The sequence below is a fragment of the Gilliamella sp. CG13 genome (assembly GCF_046635805.1).
In the GTDB taxonomy this organism is placed as follows: Bacteria; Pseudomonadota; Gammaproteobacteria; order Enterobacterales; family Orbaceae; genus Gilliamella; species Gilliamella apicola_I.
This window is the reverse complement of sequence record NZ_JBIDFM010000001.1, coordinates 12,507-35,501: the sequence shown is the minus strand read 5'-3', so window position 1 is coordinate 35,501 and position 22,995 is coordinate 12,507. Positions and strand designations below refer to the sequence as shown.

Sequence of the window (22,995 nt, the reverse complement as noted above, 5' to 3'; positions counted from 1 at the left end):
GCTCAACAGGTGGGATGAGCAATTAAATTGCTAATTGTCGTTTAGCATTTTCAATCGCCATTTTTACTTGGTCTGGTGATACGCCCCCTTTTGCACAACGTTTGGCAAGACACGATGCTAAAGACAAAATTGGGTAAACATCATTGTCGATTACCGAACTAAACGCTTTTAGTTCTTCTAATGAGAGTTCTTCTAAAGCTTTTTGTTTAGCGATAGCACCGACCACGGCCTCACCCACAATATGATGGGCTTCACGAAATGGTATACCTTTAGCAACTAAATAATCTGCCAGTTCAGTCGCATTTGAATAGCCTTGTTTGGCGGCTTCTCGACATCTATCATTATTAATTTTAATATCTTCCAATACTAAAGCGGCCATATCTAAGCATTCAAGCCATGTATCTAGAGCATCAAACAGATGTTCTTTATCTTCTTGTAGATCTTTGTTATAAGCTAGCGGTAATCCTTTAAAAGTGACCATTGCACCAGTTAAAGCCCCCACAACTCGTCCGACTTTTCCTCGAATTAACTCTAAAGCATCCGGATTTTTCTTTTGAGGCATCAATGAAGAACCCGATGTAACACGATCAGACAATTCAACAAAATTAGCTTCACCGCTATTAAAAATAATCAAATCTTCTGCAAAACGTGATAGATGTACCATACCAATTGAAGCGTTATTTAATAATTCCAGAATATGGTCACGGTCAGAAACAGCGTCTAAACTGTTATTTGTTGCTTGAGCAAACCCTAACCAGCTTGCAAGCTCCTCCCGATCCATTGGATAAGCGGTACCGGCTAGTGCCCCACTACCTAATGGACTCACATCCAAACGTGTTAACGTATCTTGTAAACGGCTTACATCACGCGTTAACATCTCATAATAAGCAAGGCACCAATGCGCAAATGTAATGGGTTGTGCTCGTTGTAAATGGGTGTAACCTGGCATCACAGTCTCTTGATGCTTGTCAGCCGTATTAACTAAAGATTGTCTTAAGTGATTAATGGCTGAAATCAACTGTTGAATTTCATATTTGCACCATAATTTTAAATCGGTAGTAGATTGGTCATTACGACTTCGTCCTGTGTGTAATTTTTTACCAAGATCGCCCACTTTTTCAATTAATTTTTGTTCGACCCAACTGTGAATATCTTCAGCATCACTTTCTAAAATTTGATGAGGATTGTGTTGAACACTGACTAATAATTCATTTAAGGCTTTTTCGAGTTTTTTTTGCTCATCATAGGATAAGACACTAACCGTGACCAATGCTTTAGACCAAGCTATAGATCCAATAATATCTTGCTCAGCAAGACGATAATCAAAGCGCAAAGAATCATTAAAATGTTTAAAACGTTGATCTGCTGCTTGGCTAAAACGCCCACCCCATAATGCCATACCTACCTCAAATATTTATTAATCAATTTTAATTGCTAAACAATCTGAATTTATTGTTCTTATTTTGTATAAAATAGCTAACAGACTATAAAAGAGATATATACAGGACATAGCCTATATATATCTTTTATCTCACTTATCTAGATCAATATCAAAAAATTACTTTTCCGATTTTTTTGTTGTTTTAGATTTAGTTACTTCTTTGGTTGCTGCTTTAGCTTTACTCTCCGTTTTTACCTTTTTTGGTGAATCAGATGTTTTTGTAGCAGCTTTAGCTTTTTTAGCTGGCCGTTTTTTCTTTTCTTCATTCAATGCTCGAATGCGTGAAGATAAAGAAAATAATCGAATAAAACCACCAGCATGGCTGTGATCATAAACCTCATCTTCTCCGAATGTAGCAAACTCTTCGTTATATAAGCTATTCGGTGATTTTTTCTGCACTGCGGTAGCACTGCCTTTATAAAGCTTCACCACAACTTCACCTGTCATATCTTCAGCTAATACATCGGCTGCTGCTTGAATAGAGCGACGATAAGGGGCAAACCAACGACCATCATAAACAACATAAGCCATTTCAAGACCTAACTGCTCACGCCATTTGAAACTATCACGATCTAAAATCAACTGCTCAAGCCCTCGCAAAGCGGTCATCATAATGGTACCACCAGGCGTTTCATAACAACCACGTGATTTGATTCCTACTAAACGATTTTCAATAATATCGACCCGACCTACTCCATGTTTAGCACCAATTTTATTCAATGTGGCAACACAGTTGTAAGGCGAAAGTTTTTTACCATTAACAGAAACTACCTCACCTTTTTCAATACCAATAGTCACAAGTTCAGGTTTATTTGGTGCATCTTCAGGAGAAACCGTCCAAGCCCAACAATCTGCGTTTGCTTGATTCCAAGTACTTTCAAGAACGCCACCTTCGGTTGAGATGTGCCAAGCATTTTCGTCACGACTGTAAATTTTTTCGACCGTTGCGGTTGTTGGTATTTTTCTTACTTTTAAATAGTCAATTAAGGCTTCACGTGAGCGTAAATCCCACTCACGCCAAGGTGCTATCACTTTTAATTGGGGAGCAAGCGCAGTATAAGTTGTTTCAAAACGGACTTGATCATTACCTTTACCTGTCGCACCATGGCAAAGCGTATCGGCGCCAACTTCTAACGCATATTCGACTTGTGCTTTAGCAATAATTGGACGTGCCATTGATGTACCAAGATAATAAGTTCCTTCGTATAAAGCACCGGTTTTTAAGACTGGGTAAACATAATCTTTAACAAATTCTTCTCGTAAATCGACCACTTTACATGCTACAGCGCCAGAAGCTTTGGCTTTCTTTTCTACATCTTTCAATTCTTTTGGATCTTGACCGACATTAGCCACTAACGCATAAACTTCACATCCACCATAATTTTCTTTTAACCAAGGAATGATAGCGGATGTATCTAAACCACCTGAATAAGCTAAAACGACCTTTTTTGTGCTACTTTTTTTCATGTTATACCCTTTCTTAATGAACGACGATCGACGAATAAGTTAAAAAATCTTGAAACCTACATCACTTTTTTCTCAAAACAGTTATAATGATAACCGATATAATATAATATTTGATCGCTATTTAAGCAATAATTCTTGTACCCGTAATACCGGATTTTCCATTAAATAATTCAATCAGTTTATCCGGTTCTTTCCAACTTGCTATATCAATTCCCCTTCCTAACGCTTTAGCAGCTTCAAATGCAGAATTAACTTTAACTATCATGCCGTCAGTAATCACCCCATTAGCGATAAGTTGATCAGCTTGTGATTGAGTTAATGATTCAATGCGCTGTTTATTTTCATCTAAAACGCCAATCACATCAGAAAGCAAAATTAAATCGGCATCTAATGTTTTAGCTAACGCCACTGCTGCATGGTCTGCGTTGACATTCATCATTTGGCCTTCATCTGTTATACCAATTGAACTTACGATCGGCAAATAACCGTTTTTTATTAGAAGATTCACTAAAGTTGGATCCCCTACCTGAGCTTCTCCAACATACCCAAGCTCTTCCGAAATCTGCTTAACTTTGACGCTATCACCGTCCGCTAAACAGAGCCCTATACTTGGTATATGCTGTTTTTTAGCTTCAGAGAGTAAAGTGGTATTTGCGCTACCAGCAAGACTACCAACAATCACATCAATTTGATCTGCCGGTGTGACCCTTAATCCATTACGACGAACAACGGGGATCGATAACCTATCCATTAAGGAATCAACGACACTGCCCCCACCGTGTACAATAATTAAAGGACGGTTAAAATTCTGTTTATAATCACGAATAACTAAAAACAATTTATTGAGTGCATCTTTATTATCGAGTAGTACGCCGCCAAGCTTAATAATTAATGGTTTCATTTCAATTCCCTATTAACTTAGATTATCGTTAACCGCTATTCATCTTAATTTATCGATAAATATCCCAATTTTTAAAGTAACGCCGTTGTTTCATCAAAACCAAATCGAATATTCATACACTGCACAGCTTGTGCTGCTGCACCTTTTAATAAGTTATCTTCCACTGAAATTAAAATTAAATGTCGTCCTTTTAAAACAAATCCTATATCACAATAAGGTAATCCAACGACAGCTTTTAAAGCTGGCCAATCTTTTTGATAAACTCTAACTAAAGGCTTATCACTGTAATACTTATTTAAAGCTGAAAGAATATCATTAGAAGACACATTGGCTTTTACAAGGCAGGTTATCGTTGCGTGAATACCTTGTTTAAAACATCCTAAATGAGGAGTAAAAATGACCTCTTGACCTAGATGCGTTGCAATTTCAGGTTGATGACGATGAGTAAACAATCCATAGGCATGTAAGCTGACTTCACAAAATAAATTATTATGTGAAGGTTTACGCCCTGCACCACTTACTCCACTTACCGCATTGATGACAGGTAATTGCGATTTATCTATTAAATCTTCTTCAATTAATGGCTTTAAAGGTAACAAACTGGCCGTTGGATAACAACCGGGAACGGCAATTAATTTTGCTTGTTTAATTGCCTTAAAATTCCATTCGGCTAAACCATAAATTGCTTGGTCTAACCATTGTTGATGTTGATGAGTAAAACCATAAAAATCTTGATAAAATGAGGAAGAATTAACACGAAAAGCACCCGACAAATCAAAAACCGTACAGCCATGCTCTAAAAAATAAGGGGCGATAGCATGACTAACAGCATGCTCAGTTGCCAAAAATACCAAATCGATATCATTAATTAAAAAAGAATAATCTGAGGTTGCAATCAAAGGTAAATCAACCACCCCTTTTAATTGAGGATGAAGATTATAGTCTGAGATAAGCTTTCCCCCATCTTGACTATTTTCTGAAACCGTTAAAGCAACAAGTTCAACATGTGGGTGTTTAGTCAAGTAATAGGCTAATTTTGCACCTGCATAACCACTCGCTCCAACAATAACCGCTTTTAACATACCATTCCTATAATTTATTATTAAATAATTAATATATAGTAGGTTATTTATTAAACCGACACAAGTCCTAAAATGAATTTTTATTCACTTTTTGTGAATTTAATTTCATTTGTCGAAATAAAGTAATGTTTAAGACAGTTAAAAACCTGCCGACAACGATCCGCAGGTTTTTTAAATTGATACTATTTTAAAAGTGTTGCTGATTTTAAAATTGCAATAAGTAGATCCCAATAACGATGAACGCTTTGAATGTTCACTTTTTCATCAGGAGAATGAGGAGATACAATTGTTGGCCCAATCGAAATCATATCCATATCAGGATAAGATTGCTTAAATAGACCACATTCTAGCCCAGCATGTATTACCATAATTTTTGCTTTTTGCGAAAAAAGTTCATGATATTTGTCTTTTGCAAGTTGCAACAAACTAGAATCTAATTTCGGTTCCCAACCAGAATAACCGCCACTAATTTCATAATTTGCATTTACTAATTGACTCAATGAAATTAAGGTCGAAACAACCGCATCTTTAGCTGAATCTACTTGTGAACGGATTAAGAAATTTACATAGAGTTGATTCTCTTTGATATTCACAATGCCTAAATTTAAAGATGTTTCAACGACGCCATGTATTTGATTACTCATTCTCACCACACCATTTGGTGCTGAGTTCAACCAATTGATGATTTTGTTTTGATGCTCGGTTGTTAACACACGTCTAACTTTAGTTTCATCAACATCACTCAAATTTATTTCAATATTTGGTTCAACGCTACCTAATTCGTTTTTTAAGGTCGATTTGTATTGCTGAATGATTGACTCAAGCTTAGGTAAATCTTGTTTATTCAATGAAATTTCGGCAAATGCTTCTCTTGGGATTGCATTTCGTAATGATCCACCTTGTATATCCGCCAATCGAAATGAAAAATCCTGAGCATACTCAGCCAAGAACCTTGCCATAAGTTTAATGGCATTACCTCGCCCAAGATGAATATCACATCCAGAATGCCCACCTTTAAAACCTTTTAATGAGATACGCATATAACAATCATGTTTTTCAGGCATAACAGCATAAGTAATTGCAAACGTTGTGGTAAAATCAACGCCTCCAGCGCATCCTGTAAATATTTCACCTTCATCTTCAGAATCGGTATTAATTAAGTATTTGCTTTTAAGCCAATTAGGTTGAAGACCAAATGCCCCGTGCATACCGGTCTCTTCTGATGTGGTAACAAGCACTTCTAACGGCCCATGCTCAACAGTCGGATCAATTAAAACAGCTAATGCCGAAGCCAGCCCAACACCATTATCAGCTCCTAAAGTTGTTCCTTTAGCTTTGACCCATTCACCGTCAACATAAGCTTGAATAGGATCAGTCAAAAAATCGTGTACTGTGCCTTCATTTTTTTGAGGAACCATATCCATATGAGCTTGTAACGCAATTGAAGGACAATGTTCCAAACCTTTGGTTGCTGGTTTTGTTAACAAAATATTCCCTGCTTTATCGATTTGATAAGCAATATGATGAGAATTGGCAAAATCAACAATATATTTAGTTATCATTTGTTCATGATGCGAAGGATGTGGAATTTTACAAATATCATTAAAAATCTGCCAAGTAAATTTTGGCTCTAATGTGGAAAGCATAATATATCCTCAATATTAAGTGAGTAATTAATTAATGAGTGGTTTTTTTTGTGTAATCGCTCTATAATAAGGTGCAATTTTACATCTATTTTTAGTCCATTAATATTAATTTATTATATTTACACATTCGATTAAAATTGCGAGTTACTCATGTCAATAGAACAAAATTTAACTGAAGAAGAAATTAAAGCTAAAAAACAGCATAAAGCTGAAATCATCGCTGAAAAAGAAAAATTCAACGTTACCTGGGAAATGTTACAAGCCTATGGACGTCAACTTTCAAAACGTTTATTACCCGCAAATCAATGGAAAGGCATTATTGCAGTAAGCCGTGGTGGTTTAGTTCCAGCTGCAATTCTTGCTCGAGAATTAAGCATTCGTTATGTTGATACTGTCTGTATTTCAAGCTATGATCATGATCATCAGCGTGAAAAACTGATTCTTAAACAAGCTAATGGTGATGGTGAAGGTTTTATTGTCGTTGATGATTTAGTTGATACCGGTAACACCGCTCACACCATTCGTGATATGTATCCTAAAGCACGATTTGTGACTATATTTGCAAAACCGGCTGGTAAACCTCTTGTTGATGATTATGTTGTAGATATTGAACAAGATACTTGGATTGAACAGCCTTGGGATACCGGTGTCATGTTTGTTAAACCAATTAGTGATCATGAATAATTAATCTACCATAAGGGATAATTGGCTGTTATGTCAGCGACTAAAAATCTATCAGAACAAATATTTAAACAGCAATATGATTATCCAGAAACTTCGGGGCTTATTAATCGTATTGATTACAGTGACGGTAGTAGTATTAGTCCGTTAGACGGCGACCTAGATTCAAGATGGTATAGAATTATCAATCCCATTTTGTGGTTTTGGCGTGGTTTGCCAAAGCTTGAAGTTGAAGCAGTTTTATCACGAATTGCTGCTTCAACTAAAAAACACACCAATGATAAATGGTTAGATTCAGTTATTGGTTATCAACCTGGTAATTGGATTTACGAATTTTTGAATCAAGCTGCTGAATGGTCAGCAAAAGCCGATGCAATCGATCCCACCAATTTAAGCGAAGACGATAAAAAAAACCTAAATACTTTTTATTTGATTGCAAGCGAATATGCAAGTATTGCAAGCTATCCTCATTTTAAAAATGACGAGTTAGCGATGTATGCCCAAACATGTGCGTATCAAGCTTATACAAAAGCGCTCAATTATTCCCCTTATAAGATTAAAGAACTTGAGTTCAAAGTCGAAGATCGGAATGTCAAAACGCTACTTCATTTACCTAAAACTGAAGGTACATGCCCTGTCGTTGTGATCTGTAATGCACTTGGTAATTTGCAAATTGATTTTTATCGATATTTTAGTGAATATTTAGCACCGCAAGGCATTGCGATGTTAACTGTGGATTTACCCAGTGTTGGATACAGTCGTAACTTCACTTTAACTCAAAATAGTAGTCAGATTCATCAAGCCATTATTGAGCAACTTTCTACCGTGCCTTGGGTGGATAATAATCGTTTAATTGTGGCAGGTTTTCGTTTTGGTTCGCATATTGCAACACGATTAACCTATTTGATGCCAAATAAAATCAAAGGATTATTTAATTTTACACCTTTTGTTCATCAAATTTTTACTGATAAAGAACTACAAAAGAATCTACCTAATAGCTACAAAGATATGCTAGCTAGCCGTTTGGGATTACCGCTAATATCCAACCAACAATTAGCCGCCGAATTAAATTATTTCTCACTGAAAAATCAGGGTCTTTTAACTCGAGCTTGCCCAGTTCCTGTGATGAATATTATTTTCGAAAATGATGTGCTTAGTACCTTAACTGAAGCAAAACTTATTCATTCAGCCAAGCAAAATAAAATTATCACTATTCCAAAAACACCATTACAAAAAAGTTTACATCAAGCATTAACACAATCAGTAACATGGATGAAGTCTATTTTGTAATACCAGTATAAAATGAGTATTGTTATGACTAACATAAAACAGCAAGTTGTCGTGGTTAAATTGGGTACAAGCGTATTAACAAGTGGGACAAAACAGCTAGATCGTGCACGGATAGTAGAATTAATACGACAATGTGCAATCTTACATCAAGAAGGTCATAAAGTTATTATTGTAACGTCAGGTGCGATTGCTGCCGGACGAGAGTATTTAAACTACCCTAACCTACCTAATACGGTTGCATCAAAACAATTACTTGCTTCTGTAGGTCAAAGTAAACTCATCCAACTTTGGGAACAACTGTTTTCTATTTATAAAATTTATATTGGTCAAATGCTATTAACACGTGCAGATTTAGAAGATCGTGAAAGATTCCTAAATGCTCAAGATGTGTTAAAAGCAATGTTGGATAACCAAATCGTACCCGTTATCAATGAAAATGATGCGGTAGCAACAGCGGAAATTAAAGTTGGCGATAATGATAATTTATCTGCACTTGCGGCTATTTTAGCAGAAGCTGATAAACTTATTTTATTAACTGATATCGAAGGTTTATATACTGCCGATCCTAGATCAGATAAAAACGCTAAATTAATTTCAGAAATCGAACAGATCGACGATCATTTGCGTAGTATCGCAGGCGATAGTGTTTCAGGGTTAGGTACCGGTGGAATGAGCACAAAAATACAAGCTGCCGAAGTCGCAGGAAGTGCCGGTATCGAAGTTGTGATAGCGGCAGGAAACAGATCCAATGTAATTATCGATATCATGAATAATAAATCGGTTGGCACCCGTTTTCTTGCTCAAAAAACACCATTAGAACATCGCAAACATTGGATATTTGGTGCACCGATAGCAGGAAAACTTATATTGGATGATGGTGCAGTTAATGCAATTTTAAATAATGGAAGCTCCCTTTTACCTAAAGGAATTATAAAAGTTGCACAAACCTTTTCACGTGGTGAAGTGGTTGATATATGCGATAAATCAGGCAAATCCATTGCCCGAGGAGTCAGTCGTTATAATAGCGATGCACTACAACAAATAGCAGGACATCACTCATTGGAAATTAGCCAAATTATTGGCTATGAATATGGTTCAGTTGCCGTTCATCGAAATGATATGATTATTAAATCATAATTTATTAGCAATCTTATTCAAATACAATACACTAATAATTATTAGGCTTAATAATTAAGATAAAATCAATTGATTTAAATTCATAAATACCAATAATAAGGCACAAAATCAGCATAATGCTTTAAACGTATATTTTGCGTTTAACCAATATTAAGAATTAAAAAATCTAAAAAGGTCTCATCATGTTAAACCAAATCGGAAAAGCAGCAAAACAAGCTGCATACCAATTAGCACAATGCCCTACTGCTGCTAAAAATAAAGTACTTACGGTCATTGCCGATTTATTAGAAGCACAAAGTACCCTGATTCTAACAGCTAATGCGCACGATATAAAATTAGCAAAAGAACAAGGCTTAAGTGATGCTATTGTTGATCGTCTACTGCTAACCCCTGAGCGATTATCTTCGATTGCCAATGATGTTCGTAAAGTTATCACATTGAAGGATCCTATAGGTGAAATTATTGATGGGTCAACGTTAGACAGTGGTTTAAAGTTACAACGTCACAGAGTGCCATTAGGTGTAATTGGTGTTATTTATGAAGCTCGTCCAAATGTAACCATTGATATCACCTCGCTTTGCTTAAAAACAGGTAATGCTGCGATACTCAGAGGTGGCAAAGAAACGCTCAAGACTAATATGGCGATTATTTCTATTATCCAACAAGCCTTATCACAAGTTGGATTACCTCAAACCGCCATACAATATATTGACAATCCTGACCGAAAATATATTAACGAATTACTTAAACTCGACAAGTATATTGATATGATTATTCCAAGAGGTGGCATGGCACTCCATCAGTTATGCCGTGAACAATCTACTATACCTTTCATTACAGGTGGAATTGGTGTTTGTCATATTTTTGTTGATGAAAGTGCTGATTTTGATAAAGCTTTAGCCATTATTATTAATGCCAAAACACAGCGGCCTAGTACTTGTAATACGCTGGAAACATTATTAGTTCATCATAAAATTGCACCAATGTTTATGCCGATATTAAGTCAAATAATGACGGATAATGAGGTTACCTTACATGCAGATAAGCGCACAATTGAAATGTTAAACTCAAATAAAGCTAATGTGTATCCGATAAAAGATGAAGAGTTACGTCAAGAATGGCTATCAAAAGACCTTAATGTTGTTATCGTCGATTCCCTCGAAAATGCAATAGAACATATACGAGAATATGGAAGTGGTCATTCAGAATCAATCTTAACCCGTAACCTAATACATGCGGAACAATTTGTTAATCAAGTCGATGCAGCAGCGGTATATGTCAACGCCTCGACACGTTTTACCGACGGTGGACAATTTGGCTTAGGCGCTGAAGTGGCTGTAAGTACTCAAAAATTACATGCCAGAGGCCCTATGGGACTTGAAGCATTAACAACCTATAAGTGGATAGGTATTGGGGATGATTTAATTCGTCAATAAAATCTGTATCAACTGTTCAGTAACACCTGACAGTTGATACTTCAATATTTAGTCAAAATTACGCATTAATAATGCATAATTTAAGTCGATTTCTTCTGGGATAGGGATATAAACAATATGTCCATCACCTAATCCCGCTGGCACTGGTTGCCCTTTTTTATTCTCCATACGTTCAATAGTAAAAGTCATGTTACCTTTTGGTGTCATCATCTCAACACTATCACCCACTGAGAACTTATTCTTAACAATAATTTCCGCTAAACCATTTAGACGTTCACCACTAAATTCCCCCACAAACTGTTGTCTGTCGGATACCGAATGACTGTGAACATAATTTTGCATATCTTCATGCTTATGACGACGCAAAAAGCCTTCGGTATAACCGCGATGCGCTAAAGAATCAAGTTCAGCCAACAAACGAGGATCAAATGGCTTACCTTCGCTTGCAGCATCTATCGCTTGACGATACACTTGTGCCGTTCTTGCACAGTAATAAAAGGACTTGGTACGCCCTTCAATTTTCAATGAATGGACACCTATTTTAGTCAAATCTTCTACTAGTTCTACCGCTCTTAAATCTTTAGAATTCATGATATAAGTTCCATGCTCATCTTCGAATGCTTGCATGTATTCACCCGGTCGACCAGATTCTTCTAACATAAATACTTTATTTGTTGTTTGACCAATGCCAAGTGTAGGTTCAACTTGTTGTACCGGTATGGGCTCATATTTATGTACAATCTGACCTACTTCATCTTCTTTTCCTTCGGCAACTTTGTATTCCCAACGGCATGCGTTAGTACAAGTGCCTTGGTTAGAATCTCGTTTATTAATATAACCAGATAACAGACAACGCCCAGAATATGCCATACAAAGTGCACCATGGATAAACACTTCTAATTCCATCTCAGGAACTTTTTCACGTATTTCGGCAATCTCATCAAGAGACAGCTCTCGAGACAACACAACACGTGTTAGTCCCATTTGATGCCAAAATTTAACGGTTGCCCAGTTAACAGCATTGGATTGTACCGATAAATGAATTTCCATTTCCGGAAAATGCTCACGAACAAGCATAATTAAACCCGGATCAGACATAATGAAGGCATCGGGTTTCATATTGACAATAGGTTCAAGATCACGAATAAACGTTTTAAGTTTCGAATTATGAGGTGCAATATTCACCACCACATAAAACTTTTTACCCTGTGCGTGGGCTTCGTTAATGCCGATAGCTAAATTTTCATGATTAAATTCATTATTGCGAACACGCAAACTATAACGAGGTTGACCGGCGTAAACCGCATCTGCACCATAAGCAAACGCATAACGCATATTTTTAAGAGAACCGGCAGGCGAAAGTAACTCAGGTTTTGGGTATAAATTTGTCATTAAAAAATGCCTCTGATTTCAAGTCAGTATTACTCAGCAGTAATAGGTTAAGCAAAATAGGTGGGCATTTTACGCTTTAGGCTAGAGCTTGGCAAATTTATTTAAAGATGAACTTAACAAATCCTAACTTGATAGGATTTAATACGATTTTCATCAAAAATGATGATTAAATTCAAATCAAATTGTTCAAATAACTAATTCTTTAATGATTGGAACAACGATAAGAATATAACATATATCGTAAACCAGTAAATGAATGGTTTTCACTTTTTTTAACTATCCATCTTTTAGATTTCTTTATTAATAAGAGGGAAATACTCTTCCCAACGATACTCTCTGATTGGCATAGGCTTTTCGTTCACAAAATACAGCACCAAAGCGGGTTTAATTCCATTCCAATTATCCACAAACTCATAGCCCAGAAGAAAACCATCTTTGATTAATTTTTTTGCTTTTGCATGATAATTAAAGTAGCTCATAGTAGTCAAATCAAGAATACCTATATTTGACTATTATTTGTACTCTTTTTTGAGCAATATAGCAATCAGTTTAAACAAAAATTAATGAAAATAGCGTAAGATTAAGTTTGAAATTTAGAATATGAGTTGATTAAAAATTTAATGGAGGCGCGTCCCAGAATCGAACTGAGGTAGACGGATTAGCAAACCGGTGCATTAAACCAACTCTGCCAACCCTCCCAATAAAAACGGCAACCGACATTAATTAAAAAATTATGAAACAAACAAAATGTGCCGATTGCCAAAAACTGGGTATAAAAAAAGCCCCGAACACGGAGCTTATAAATGTGAAATTTTTGAATATTAATTTTTTGATATTAGCAAGGAATGAAGTCTTTTAATGATCATTAAAATAGTTAATAGTAAATTAATGGTTACAAAAATTATTAATGGCAAAAACAACAAACGATTTATACTCAATTCAATTTCAGTCCAAGGAATGTCTAATATAAATTTACTACCCATTGAATATACTAGGCATAACATAATCAAAAATAATGAAACAATCATTGAATAGCTGATATTAAAATATAAATCTTGGAGTAAGCTTGATTTCAATTTCAACATTGAATCGTTCTTATTTTTATCATCATTTAATTTTTCATTAACCTTACCAACCTGATCATAAACCAAGACCAGAACGCTTAATAGTAAGGCCGTGAATATCGAGCCGAAATTAACGAGCAACGAAATAATATCAATGCTTAAAAATATACCCCAAAAACTACCTAATATAGCAACTAGCGCTGGTAGAACAAAAAAAGTCACGATATCACTAAAATCCAGCTTTTTTGTACTGGCATTATAAAGTGTTTTAATGTGCCCCTTAATTAAAGAGCCTATATTTATTTTGGAATTCATAATTTATCAACCTATAGACAACCCAGGATACATGTGTTGAGCGTACTCCTTTGAGATTCTTATACACCACTTTTGCATTGATTCAAATACAGGAACTCCGCCAACTATTTCAACATCATCATCTAACTCAATTTCGCACATAACATTGGTTGCTTTTTTGCCAATTCTAAATGTTCTTTTTTTACCACCCAATTCAACAACGCTTTTTATTACCCCCGAATTTTCAGCTAGCACTTCAATCACTTTTAACTTATCGCCTTTACCGATGAAATCTCTCAGCTTCCCCAAAGATTTATTTTTCTTTGGTTTGATAACCAACTCTTGCTCTTCATGTCCCAACAGCGTTAATTGGTCTGTGATATCTTTGCAACCTTCAAATTTAACACATCTAATTTCAGTTGTTCTGGCATCCAACCAAGAATTAAAGGCTTTGTCATATGATAAAGGATTCATTTGTAAACTTTGATTAGTCATACTGTTAAAATACTTAGAAAATAAAGAATAAAATAAGGTTTTCACACCAGAACTTCGGTAATTAGATGTTAATACAATAGCCTCATCAAAGTTTTTTGGTATAAAAAAATACATAAAATATTTTATAATTTCAGCATTTTCTTGAGCTTTTTCGAAATCAACTTTACCTGTTTTTATATCAATAATATCTGTTTTGATTCCATAAACACCCACAGAAAACCATATTGATATAAATCTTTGTTCATCATCAAAGAACAAATTTTCAAATCGATACACTTGCTTTGAATCAGATTTATCATGGTAATCTTGATTTTTTTTAAAAAAATCTTTCAAAAGTTCAAATAAATCACATCCAGCAATATTATTAAGAGGCGAATAATGATTTCCTTTAGGGCCCATAATGTTTTTATTATAACTACGGAATAAATATGGAGAAATTGAATACATTTTCTTAATTTCATTTTATTAACAATACAAAATATATTTAACAGTATAGTTTATATTTTAACTATTTTATATATTAAATTTATAGAAAATTATATTTATTTATAACCAATTTTGTGTTAGTAGTTAAATCTTTAACAATGGAGTATTTCGATGTTTGTTAATGCTGATTGCTGGAATGGGCATAAAAAAACCGACTTTTGTCGGCTTAATTACATTGTTGAGTAACGAATTTATTATCATTACCCTGAATTTGTTTTATTTTCAGACTACGAAGGTGCGACCAAAGATAAGCAACTATTTAGTGGTCACAAAACTGAAGCGCAAGTTAATACATATGACAGAAAAGTCAAAGTTACACCGACGCTAAACCCACCTCAGAAAGAAGATTTATTTAACTGTATATTCTAAGTATATTCTAAGTGGTTTAAATTTTGAGCGATTATTTTTTTAATTTATTGATTTATTTTATATTTTAATGGAGGCGCGTCCCAGAATCGAACTGAGGTAGACGGATTTGCAATCCGCAGCATGGCCACTCTGCCAACGCGCCGTTGAGGTCTAACTGAATAGGTGGCAAATATTAGCATTGGCATGTTTATACGTCAAGAATAAATAGTTTATAATTACAGCAGTCACAAAAGTTATTTAATCTCACTGCCCTTTTCGATAATTATTCATCCAAATTTCAACATATAATAGACATAAATATAAAAAATTAAATTTAGTGATCAGCAAAAATCAATTAGTCTATTACGTTTTAAAAATGGTATTCACTTGCTTACGGATTAACTAAAAAGGCGGTTGATAACGACTGATGTCAGTACTTAAAACAAAAAAACCAATAACCGTGAATTATCAGAACTGTCTTTACAAGCTTTGTTTATCTGATTAATTTTCAGAATAGTGATAGATCCATGTGATACCCTCATAGTCTGCGAAGGCACTCGGAAATAAGTAAATGCCATTGAATAAAGGAAAGTTAGCATACTTCCATTCTAAATTAAACTCCGGATAGATTTTGACAATGGCGTCATAAAGCAATGTAGTGCAATATAAATGATCTTCATCACGACTGGCAAGTACAAACGGAGCACCTTGTTTAGTTAATAGTTCTGCAACTATCAATTGTTGTTGTTGATCAGATAAAAAATGGGGTCTTGCTATCGCATACTTCTGCGCAAGTGAAGGCGTAGTAAATTCGTCAATTGTTGAAATAATAACTTGATTTGGTAGATTTTCATTATCGCCCGTTGTTGCATGAATTACTCTAACTTCTGGCTCAGTTGCTATAATAAAACCAATATGAGAAAAATCACCCCCGCCTAATTGATTAATAACCAAGCTATCAATTTGAACACCTTTGCGAAAAATCCAATCCCCTACTTTTATAAGTGGAATAAAGTTAGATTGAGCATCTAAAGAATCAGCTGATACCGTTTTTGTCACTAAATTAGAACAAAACAGTATAACAATAAAGACATAATGGCAAAATTTCATGACAATTTAAAAATTAGTTAATCATAATTGAAAAAGGGTAACCATTGATTTACCCTTTTTTATTTTCGTTATTAAACACTATTCTTATGATTTATTTCATATTGACAAGCCATTTGCCATCAATCTTTATCAAATCTAAACTAGATTTCTTTTGAGCACCATCTTTAAATGAAACAGTGACTTGAACTTGAGCTTTTGTTTTATCGGTATTATATTCAGCAGGTGAACTAACGATTTTATCAATTCCGCCATGTTTTTTTGCCATTTTTGCAGATTCATCTAAAACACTCTTAAATTTACTTTTTAATAGTATTTTTACATCAACACCATCTTTTTGCATATCATCAGAAATATACAATAAATCCATAAAGGTATCCATATCAACGCTATAACCAGCTTTTGTAAATTTTTCTCCAACGGCTTCTGGAGAATCATTATTGGTACAGGCAAAAACCATAAGCGATAACATAAAAATACCCAAAAATTTTACAACTAATTTCATTTTTTTTTCCCATTAACAGAATATTAACGACATAAATCTATTCGAATTCCTTTTCAAGGTAGCATAAATCGATTTACAAACTTGAAAAGGTACAAAATCATACTATGTAATATTTTAATTGAAAAGAAATAAGTAAAATTTTATTAATTATTCTTAAGTAATCAAAAACAAAATCGTTATATTAAATTACATTTTAATACTTTATTTACTCCGTTTTTTAAATGGACTTAATGACCCTGTTCATTTGTATTATTAATAGAAATTGAAGCAACTTGCACTGAAATAACACCAAATTATCTAATAAAAATATGAAATAAATTGATTAAATCAATTCAAAATTTTTCAAAATAGATAGCCAGTTATTATCTAAATCAGCTTTAATCGTGATTGGACACTGCGTTAGTGGGTGAATAATATTAAGCGAACTTGCATGTAACATTAGTCTTTTAATACCAAAGTAAGCAGTAAAAGCTCGATTTTGATGAAGATCGCCATGTTTACTATCACCTAAAATAGGATGAAATATATGTTTCATGTGGCGGCGTAATTGATGTTTTCGACCGGTTTGAGGGGTTAATTCCACAAAACTAAATCTTGCTGTATCAAATTTACCAACTTTAATCGGTACTTCGATCTTACTGATACCCCGATAAAAAGTAATTGCATCTTGTGCGGGTTTATTCGGTGTCGAGAACTTATCGGCAATTTTATCCAGCTCTTCAACTAAAGGATAATCAATTATCGCCTCACCTTCAACATAACCCCGAACAATTGCATGATACGTTTTTTCAATCTGTTTAGTTGCAAACTGTTGTGACATTAAACGAGCGGTTTCACTAGATAAAGCAAACAATAATACCCCAGATGTAGGACGATCTAAGCGATGAATAGGAAACACATGTTGCCCAATCTGATCTCGCAAAGTTTGCATGACGACCGTTGTTTCATGTTTATCTAACCAACTGCGATGCACAAGCCAACCGGATGGCTTGTTAATCGCAATTAAAGCATCATCTTGATAAAGAATTTCGAACATTATTTAACAAATACTATAAAAACAGTGTTTCAAGTTCACTCGCAATACTGGTACTGTTATTGTCACCAATAACATGGTCGGCTTTGGCTTTCACTTCATCATCTGCGTTGCCCATCGCAATACCCAGCCCCGCTAATGTCAACATTGAAATATCATTATAGCTATCACCAAATGCGACGATTTCACTAAGATCGATATTTTCATGTTTAGCCCAATGCATTAAACCATTTCCTTTTGTATTGCCCTTCACGGCGACATCAGCGCGATTCGACCAAGACCATTCGCATGAAAATTGATTAAGTGCTTCAACAGCATCCGAAAATTGTCGTAATGCAGGCAGATCATGACTACTTGTGGCAAATTTGTAAACCGCTCCTGCTTCGTCAATTACCTTATCAAAGCTATCTACTTTTTTAATCTCAGGTTGTAAAAATGAAGGCAACGAATTTACCCATTTAAAAAAACCTTCTAAATGATCATCGAGCACTTCATAAGTCATCATTTTGTCAGTGTAAATAAGCGTATGAATACCATATTGATTGACCAAATTAAGCAATGTTTTTGCTTGCTCTTTTGTCATGGGTTTACCGGCAAATGATTGCTGTTTTTCAAAATCATACAGGTAAGATCCATTACAACAAATTGCAGGTGTTGATAATTTAAGTTGATAATAATACGGATAAATAACAGAATGGTGACGACCAGAAACTAAAATAACTTTAACACCTTGGGCACTGATTTTTTCAATCATCGCAACTGTCTCAGGTAAAATTAGACGATTACTGGCAAGTAAAGTACCATCCATATCAAAGGCAACGGCTTTATACTTCATTTTATTCCTCTTTCTATCTTCAAATAACTATTCCTACACCCTTTTATATCACTCGACTTTGGCTAATTTAACGAATGATTTGGTAACTGTTCAGAAAACATTGATGCTTAATCTACAACCGATTTACCATTCAATTTTTTGACGACCAACAAACGAGTGCGATAACGTTGTACCGTCTACCATTTCAAGTTCTCCACCAACTGGCACGCCATGAGCGATACGGGTTGCCGTTACATCAAACTCTGCACACATTTGAGCAATATAGTTGGCGGTTGCATCCCCTTCAACTGTTGGGTTCGTCGCTAAAATAACCTCACTGATCGTTTCTGAAGATAGTTTGTGCTTTAATAGATCAAGACCAATATCAGTTGGACCAATACCATCTAAAGGAGAAAGATGACCTAACAATACAAAATAACGACCACTGTATTGACCGGTTTGTTCAATAGCAACGATATCTGCTGGGGTTTCAACAACACAGAGTTGACCGCTACTTTGACGACGAGCATTGGCACAAATGGTACAAATGGATTGTTCAGTAAAAGTTCGGCACTCTTGGCAATGACCGATATTAATCATCGCTTCATGAAGTACGTGAGCCAATTTAATACCGCCTTGTCGATTACGCTGTAATAAATGGAAAGCCATCCGTTGTGCAGATTTGGGACCAACGCCAGGTAAGCAACGTAATGCTTCCATGAGTGATTCTAATAATGGGCTAATTTGCATAAATTCGTTTAGTTATCACAATAAATACATTTAGCGTTAATAATACCTCTTTTCAAGCTTTGATAAAACAACAATTACATCGCTTTTAAATTTCAATTCAGGCAGAACGATTTAATAAATCACCCGATTTTAATGTCGATAACCGAAGCCATGAATGGTTTTAATTAAAACAGGATTCAATGGATCGAGTTCAATTTGTTTACGTAATTTAGAGATATGCTGATCAAGTGTTCGACTATTTGGTGAATAATCATATCCCCATACATAATCAAAAAGCATATCCCTTGTCACAACTTGATTTTGATGTTGATACAGGCAAGATATAATTTTGATTTCTCGAAGTGAAAGCTCGATTACTTGTTGATTACGTTTTGCACATAACTCGATTGGATAAACCGTCAAATCACCAAAATAAAAAAATTCATCGTTTATATGGTTAGCATGTTTTAATTTTAAATAACGTTTAGCAATAGCTTTGATTCTTGCTCGAAGTTCATGAATGCCAAAAGGTTTACTCATATAGTCATCAGCGCCAAGCTCTAAACCAATAACGCGATCGATTTCTTCATCTTTAGCAGATAAAAAAAGAATCGGTATATCATCATCTAATTTTCGAATCTCACGACAAACACAATACCCATCCATTTCGGGCATCATAATATCTAAAATGATAAAATCAGGTTTATCCTGTTTAAACAATTTAAGCGCAGTTTTCCCATTTTCAGCTTGAAGGATGGTATAACCTTCTTGTTGTAAAAGATCCGACATTCCTTTACGAATGTTATGATCATCCTCAGCGATTAAAATCTTCATGCACATGCTCCGTTAAAATTAATGAAAACGCAGTACCCGGATTTTCATTGGTTACCTTGATAGTACCCTGCAATTGCTGCGCTAATTGGTTGGCAATAGTAAGCCCAATTCCTGTTCCCGAAACGCCTTCGGTAATGGATGAATTTATCCGATAAAAGGGTTTAAAAATTTTCTTTAATAGATGCTTAGGGATACCACGACCATAATCCCGCACGGTGATAATAGTCTGTTTATCATTAGTCGTCAGTGATAAATCAACATTTTTGCCATTTACGGCATATTTTTCAGCATTGCTTAAAAAATTACTTATGATTTGCATCACACTATCTTCATCGGTAAAGATAGTGTGATTTTTATTCGAATTTAAAATCAAATTCAGTTGCAATGATTTTATTTTAAGAACGGGATTGAAAGTTTGAAAAACTCGCTCAATGAGCAACGTTAAATTAACGGCTTTAAAATTCTGTTTAGCTGGCTTACTTAAATTAAGTACATTTTGCACTAAGCGAGTTAATCGCTGACTTTCACTGGTGATCACATCCAAATATTCAGGTACAGGAAAAGGTTCATCGATTAACTGTTCTTTTAACATTTCTGAATAAAGTGTGATATTAGTTAATGGCGTTTTAAACTCATGTGAAACTTGCCCAACAAAGCTAACTTGTTGTTTAGCTAAACGAATCGCTCGTGTATATTCTCGATAAACATAACAAACGATACCAATAACTAACACAATAAACAAAAATAATATTCCACCACCTAACCAATAAAAGGTAACAAAGTTTGGTGATAAATAATAATAAGTTAATTGCCAATTCTGTAGTGGATAGTCAAGCATCACATTAATGTCATTGATTGTCGAGTGACCATGAACATAGATTTGTTTTGAACCATCATAGAGACTGAAATTATCATCGATAGATTGATCTTCAAATAACCGAATAATATCTAACGCAAATTTAATCGTTGATAGCTCAAATCCCTTGATAATGTTACCCTTTTTAGACCAAAAAATCAGATGATCATAAGACTGATACCAGCCCGAGGTTGGCTGAGATAATTCACTGGAGGAATTGGGATTGATTAAAATTGCATTATCATACTTAATCGACTCAACAAATTTAACCCATTGCAGATCGTTACTATTACTGATATAAACAATGTTATTATGGCGAATTTCGAAAGCATTTTTAATATCCGATTGTGATTGTAACAGATTATCAAACGTACCTACGCCCTTTTCCAAAAGTTGAATTAAGCTAATCAAATAAACAGAACGCTGATTTAACAGCGATTCAATCGATGATTTTATATTCTCCAACCGGCTTTGTGCTAACATTCTTTGCTGATGTTGGCGCATTAAAACTTCATGTTCAATACTACGCCAACCAAGATAGCTAAGTGCCATTACAAATATTATACAAGAGAGAATCGCTGCTAATTGTTTCATACTTTCGTTATTTTTTAATCACACCCAGTTTAGTATTTTGTTGCTTTTCTGCCATTTCTTTACTATAAATTTTGCCATTTCCACTTTCATTAACTGCATCTGCTGCCATTTTTTTATTCCATTTCATATCATCTTTCACTCTATTCGCATATTCTGGATACATATTTGCAACTGCTTCAAGTCTTTTACTGTTATCCTCTAGAATTTTCTGCGCAGCTTTTCGATCGCCTTTATTATAGAATTCTAATGCTTTAACGCTATTTTCATTCACTTCTTGTATTTCAATCTCAGTAACGACATCTTGGCGCAAGGCTTTTTTTACGGCTTCCAGATTATCGGTATAAGCAAGTTTTACTGATTGTCTTTCTTTTTGAGTTTTCTTATCTAACAAATCATCATACACTAAATCAATTTCCGCTAATGTTTTTTCTTCGCCTACTTTACCTTGTGGTTGCTCGACCTCTAACAAAATATACTTTTCTTGATTAGAATAAATTTGATTCATTGTTACCGTTACTTGATTACCTTTGATTATGCCGTCTCTACCTAATAAACGAACCGGTTTTACCCCATCTTTTAAATAGATATTGATCTTAACATGTTGGGCAACCGTTGACATTACATCCTTGAACTCACGGGCAAATACATTTTCAAGATCTAAAGAATCATTAACAAATACATGATTACCATCACTATAACTGGCAATCGATGACATCAATAATTCATTATAATCCTCACCGATACCAAAAGTACTGACAGAAATATTCTTTTTGGCGGCAATAATGGCAAGTTCAGAAAGTTCTTGAACGGATGTCGGACCAATATTCGCCTGCCCGTCCGATAATAAAATAATGCGATTAACATTATCTTTAGACAACTGTTTTTCAACTTGATGGATACCTTTACTTAATCCGGCAAATAACGCTGTGCCACCATCTGCAACAATATTTTCTTTTATTAAACTAATCAATTTTTGTTTATTGTTAACTTTGGTTGAAGGAATAATCACCTTTGCATCATTATCATAAGCAACGACAGATAAAGTATCATTCTCATTAAGCATGTTAATAGCAAAGATAGCCGCCTCTTTTGCTTTAACAATACGATCACCTTGCATCGAGCCTGAGCGATCAATTACTATTGCCAAATTAATAGGAACCCGTTTTGCTGAATCAAATTCATGACCGGTTAACGAAATTTTTAAATAATTCTTCTCTTGGGAATTTTGCATAACAATTGGCGATGCAAGTTCCGAGCGAATTTCAATTTGCTTATTGACTTGTGCATGACTGGATAAACTTAATATTGAAAGCCCTGCTAATAGGACTGTTTTAATTAATTTCATTGTTTTTCCTTATATAAA

General features: G+C 34.7%; 20 protein-coding genes, 1 tRNA gene and 2 pseudogenes. 5 read left to right on the top strand and 18 right to left on the bottom strand.

Annotated elements, in window-relative coordinates; all coding sequences use genetic code 11:
• Window positions 1-22: 22 nt before the first annotated feature.
• The 5 genes and pseudogenes from argH to ACGH6R_RS00165 all read right to left on the bottom strand — a co-directional run bounded on the left by argH (window position 23) and on the right by ACGH6R_RS00165 (window position 6,537).
• Complete coding sequence (gene argH / locus ACGH6R_RS00185; protein WP_411598568.1) at window positions 23-1,399, bottom strand: argininosuccinate lyase; 1,377 nt, start codon at window positions 1,397-1,399, stop codon at window positions 23-25.
• A 291-nt stretch (window positions 1,400-1,690) separates the two neighbouring features.
• Window positions 1,691-2,908, bottom strand: a pseudogene (locus ACGH6R_RS00180) (argininosuccinate synthase); the annotation flags it as partial.
• Window positions 2,909-3,029: 121 nt separating this feature from the next.
• Window positions 3,030-3,809 carry an acetylglutamate kinase gene (gene argB, locus ACGH6R_RS00175; RefSeq protein WP_411598567.1) on the bottom strand — a complete coding sequence of 260 codons (780 nt, stop codon included), beginning with the start codon at window positions 3,807-3,809 and terminating at the stop codon, window positions 3,030-3,032.
• 71 nt (window positions 3,810-3,880) lie between these two features.
• Window positions 3,881-4,891 (bottom strand): N-acetyl-gamma-glutamyl-phosphate reductase, encoded by a 1,011-nt coding sequence (gene argC / locus ACGH6R_RS00170; protein ID WP_411598566.1) that lies wholly within the window; start codon window positions 4,889-4,891, stop codon window positions 3,881-3,883.
• Between the two features lie 182 nt (window positions 4,892-5,073).
• A complete protein-coding gene (locus ACGH6R_RS00165) occupies window positions 5,074-6,537 on the bottom strand; it encodes an aminoacyl-histidine dipeptidase (protein ID WP_411598565.1) in 1,464 nt (487 codons plus the stop codon).
• A gap of 150 nt (window positions 6,538-6,687) precedes the next feature.
• Between ACGH6R_RS00165 and gpt the strand changes: the two genes are divergently transcribed.
• The 4 genes from gpt to proA all read left to right on the top strand — a co-directional run bounded on the left by gpt (window position 6,688) and on the right by proA (window position 11,081).
• A complete protein-coding gene (gpt, locus tag ACGH6R_RS00160) occupies window positions 6,688-7,221 on the top strand; it encodes a xanthine phosphoribosyltransferase (RefSeq protein WP_220217131.1) in 534 nt (177 codons plus the stop codon).
• 30 nt (window positions 7,222-7,251) lie between these two features.
• Window positions 7,252-8,508, top strand: coding sequence for an esterase FrsA (gene frsA, locus ACGH6R_RS00155; protein WP_411598564.1), 1,257 nt, complete (start codon window positions 7,252-7,254; stop codon window positions 8,506-8,508).
• A gap of 24 nt (window positions 8,509-8,532) precedes the next feature.
• Complete coding sequence (gene proB / locus ACGH6R_RS00150) at window positions 8,533-9,645, top strand: glutamate 5-kinase (RefSeq protein ID WP_267359842.1); 1,113 nt, start codon at window positions 8,533-8,535, stop codon at window positions 9,643-9,645.
• Between the two features lie 182 nt (window positions 9,646-9,827).
• The gene (proA, locus tag ACGH6R_RS00145) at window positions 9,828-11,081 is read left to right on the top strand and encodes a glutamate-5-semialdehyde dehydrogenase (protein ID WP_267378797.1); all 1,254 of its coding nucleotides are present in this window, start codon (window positions 9,828-9,830) and stop codon (window positions 11,079-11,081) included.
• 48 nt (window positions 11,082-11,129) lie between these two features.
• On the opposite strand, the gene yegQ is transcribed toward proA, so the two are convergent.
• From yegQ to ACGH6R_RS00125, 4 genes are all read right to left on the bottom strand, one after another.
• Window positions 11,130-12,473 (bottom strand): tRNA 5-hydroxyuridine modification protein YegQ, encoded by a 1,344-nt coding sequence (gene yegQ, locus ACGH6R_RS00140; protein ID WP_267359846.1) that lies wholly within the window; start codon window positions 12,471-12,473, stop codon window positions 11,130-11,132.
• A gap of 287 nt (window positions 12,474-12,760) precedes the next feature.
• Window positions 12,761-12,952, bottom strand: coding sequence for a thermostable hemolysin delta-VPH (locus tag ACGH6R_RS00135; protein ID WP_065557694.1), 192 nt, complete (start codon window positions 12,950-12,952; stop codon window positions 12,761-12,763).
• 342 nt (window positions 12,953-13,294) lie between these two features.
• Entirely contained in the window at window positions 13,295-13,852 is a 558-nt protein-coding gene (locus tag ACGH6R_RS00130) for a hypothetical protein (RefSeq protein WP_411589870.1), read from the bottom strand.
• A 6-nt stretch (window positions 13,853-13,858) separates the two neighbouring features.
• Window positions 13,859-14,773, bottom strand: coding sequence for a hypothetical protein (locus ACGH6R_RS00125; RefSeq protein ID WP_411598563.1), 915 nt, complete (start codon window positions 14,771-14,773; stop codon window positions 13,859-13,861).
• Between the two features lie 261 nt (window positions 14,774-15,034).
• On the opposite strand from ACGH6R_RS00125, the pseudogene ACGH6R_RS00120 reads away from it, so the two are divergent.
• Window positions 15,035-15,181, top strand: a pseudogene (locus tag ACGH6R_RS00120) (hypothetical protein); the annotation flags it as partial.
• Window positions 15,182-15,249: 68 nt separating this feature from the next.
• Here ACGH6R_RS00120 and ACGH6R_RS00115 read toward each other — a convergent pair.
• The 9 genes from ACGH6R_RS00115 to ACGH6R_RS00075 all read right to left on the bottom strand — a co-directional run bounded on the left by ACGH6R_RS00115 (window position 15,250) and on the right by ACGH6R_RS00075 (window position 22,977).
• Window positions 15,250-15,323: transfer RNA gene (locus ACGH6R_RS00115), tRNA-Cys, on the bottom strand.
• A 338-nt stretch (window positions 15,324-15,661) separates the two neighbouring features.
• The gene (locus ACGH6R_RS00110) at window positions 15,662-16,270 is read right to left on the bottom strand and encodes a YiiX/YebB-like N1pC/P60 family cysteine hydrolase (RefSeq protein ID WP_267378805.1); all 609 of its coding nucleotides are present in this window, start codon (window positions 16,268-16,270) and stop codon (window positions 15,662-15,664) included.
• 91 nt (window positions 16,271-16,361) lie between these two features.
• Window positions 16,362-16,772 carry a DUF4878 domain-containing protein gene (locus ACGH6R_RS00105; RefSeq protein WP_411598562.1) on the bottom strand — a complete coding sequence of 137 codons (411 nt, stop codon included), beginning with the start codon at window positions 16,770-16,772 and terminating at the stop codon, window positions 16,362-16,364.
• Window positions 16,773-17,094: 322 nt separating this feature from the next.
• Complete coding sequence (gene truC, locus ACGH6R_RS00100) at window positions 17,095-17,808, bottom strand: tRNA pseudouridine(65) synthase TruC (RefSeq protein WP_267352288.1); 714 nt, start codon at window positions 17,806-17,808, stop codon at window positions 17,095-17,097.
• 13 nt (window positions 17,809-17,821) lie between these two features.
• Window positions 17,822-18,640, bottom strand: a complete 819-nt coding sequence (locus ACGH6R_RS00095) for a pyridoxal phosphatase (protein WP_411598561.1) — start codon at window positions 18,638-18,640, stop codon at window positions 17,822-17,824.
• A 123-nt stretch (window positions 18,641-18,763) separates the two neighbouring features.
• Window positions 18,764-19,369, bottom strand: a complete 606-nt coding sequence (gene recR / locus ACGH6R_RS00090; RefSeq protein ID WP_267352290.1) for a recombination mediator RecR — start codon at window positions 19,367-19,369, stop codon at window positions 18,764-18,766.
• Window positions 19,370-19,498: 129 nt separating this feature from the next.
• Window positions 19,499-20,182, bottom strand: a complete 684-nt coding sequence (locus ACGH6R_RS00085; RefSeq protein ID WP_267352291.1) for a response regulator transcription factor — start codon at window positions 20,180-20,182, stop codon at window positions 19,499-19,501.
• Window positions 20,163-21,632, bottom strand: a complete 1,470-nt coding sequence (locus ACGH6R_RS00080; RefSeq protein WP_411598560.1) for a sensor histidine kinase — start codon at window positions 21,630-21,632, stop codon at window positions 20,163-20,165. The genes ACGH6R_RS00085 and ACGH6R_RS00080 overlap by 20 nt, the downstream gene beginning before the upstream one ends.
• 7 nt (window positions 21,633-21,639) lie before the next feature.
• Entirely contained in the window at window positions 21,640-22,977 is a 1,338-nt protein-coding gene (locus ACGH6R_RS00075) for a vWA domain-containing protein (protein ID WP_411598559.1), read from the bottom strand.
• Between the last annotated feature and the right edge of the window lie 18 nt (window positions 22,978-22,995).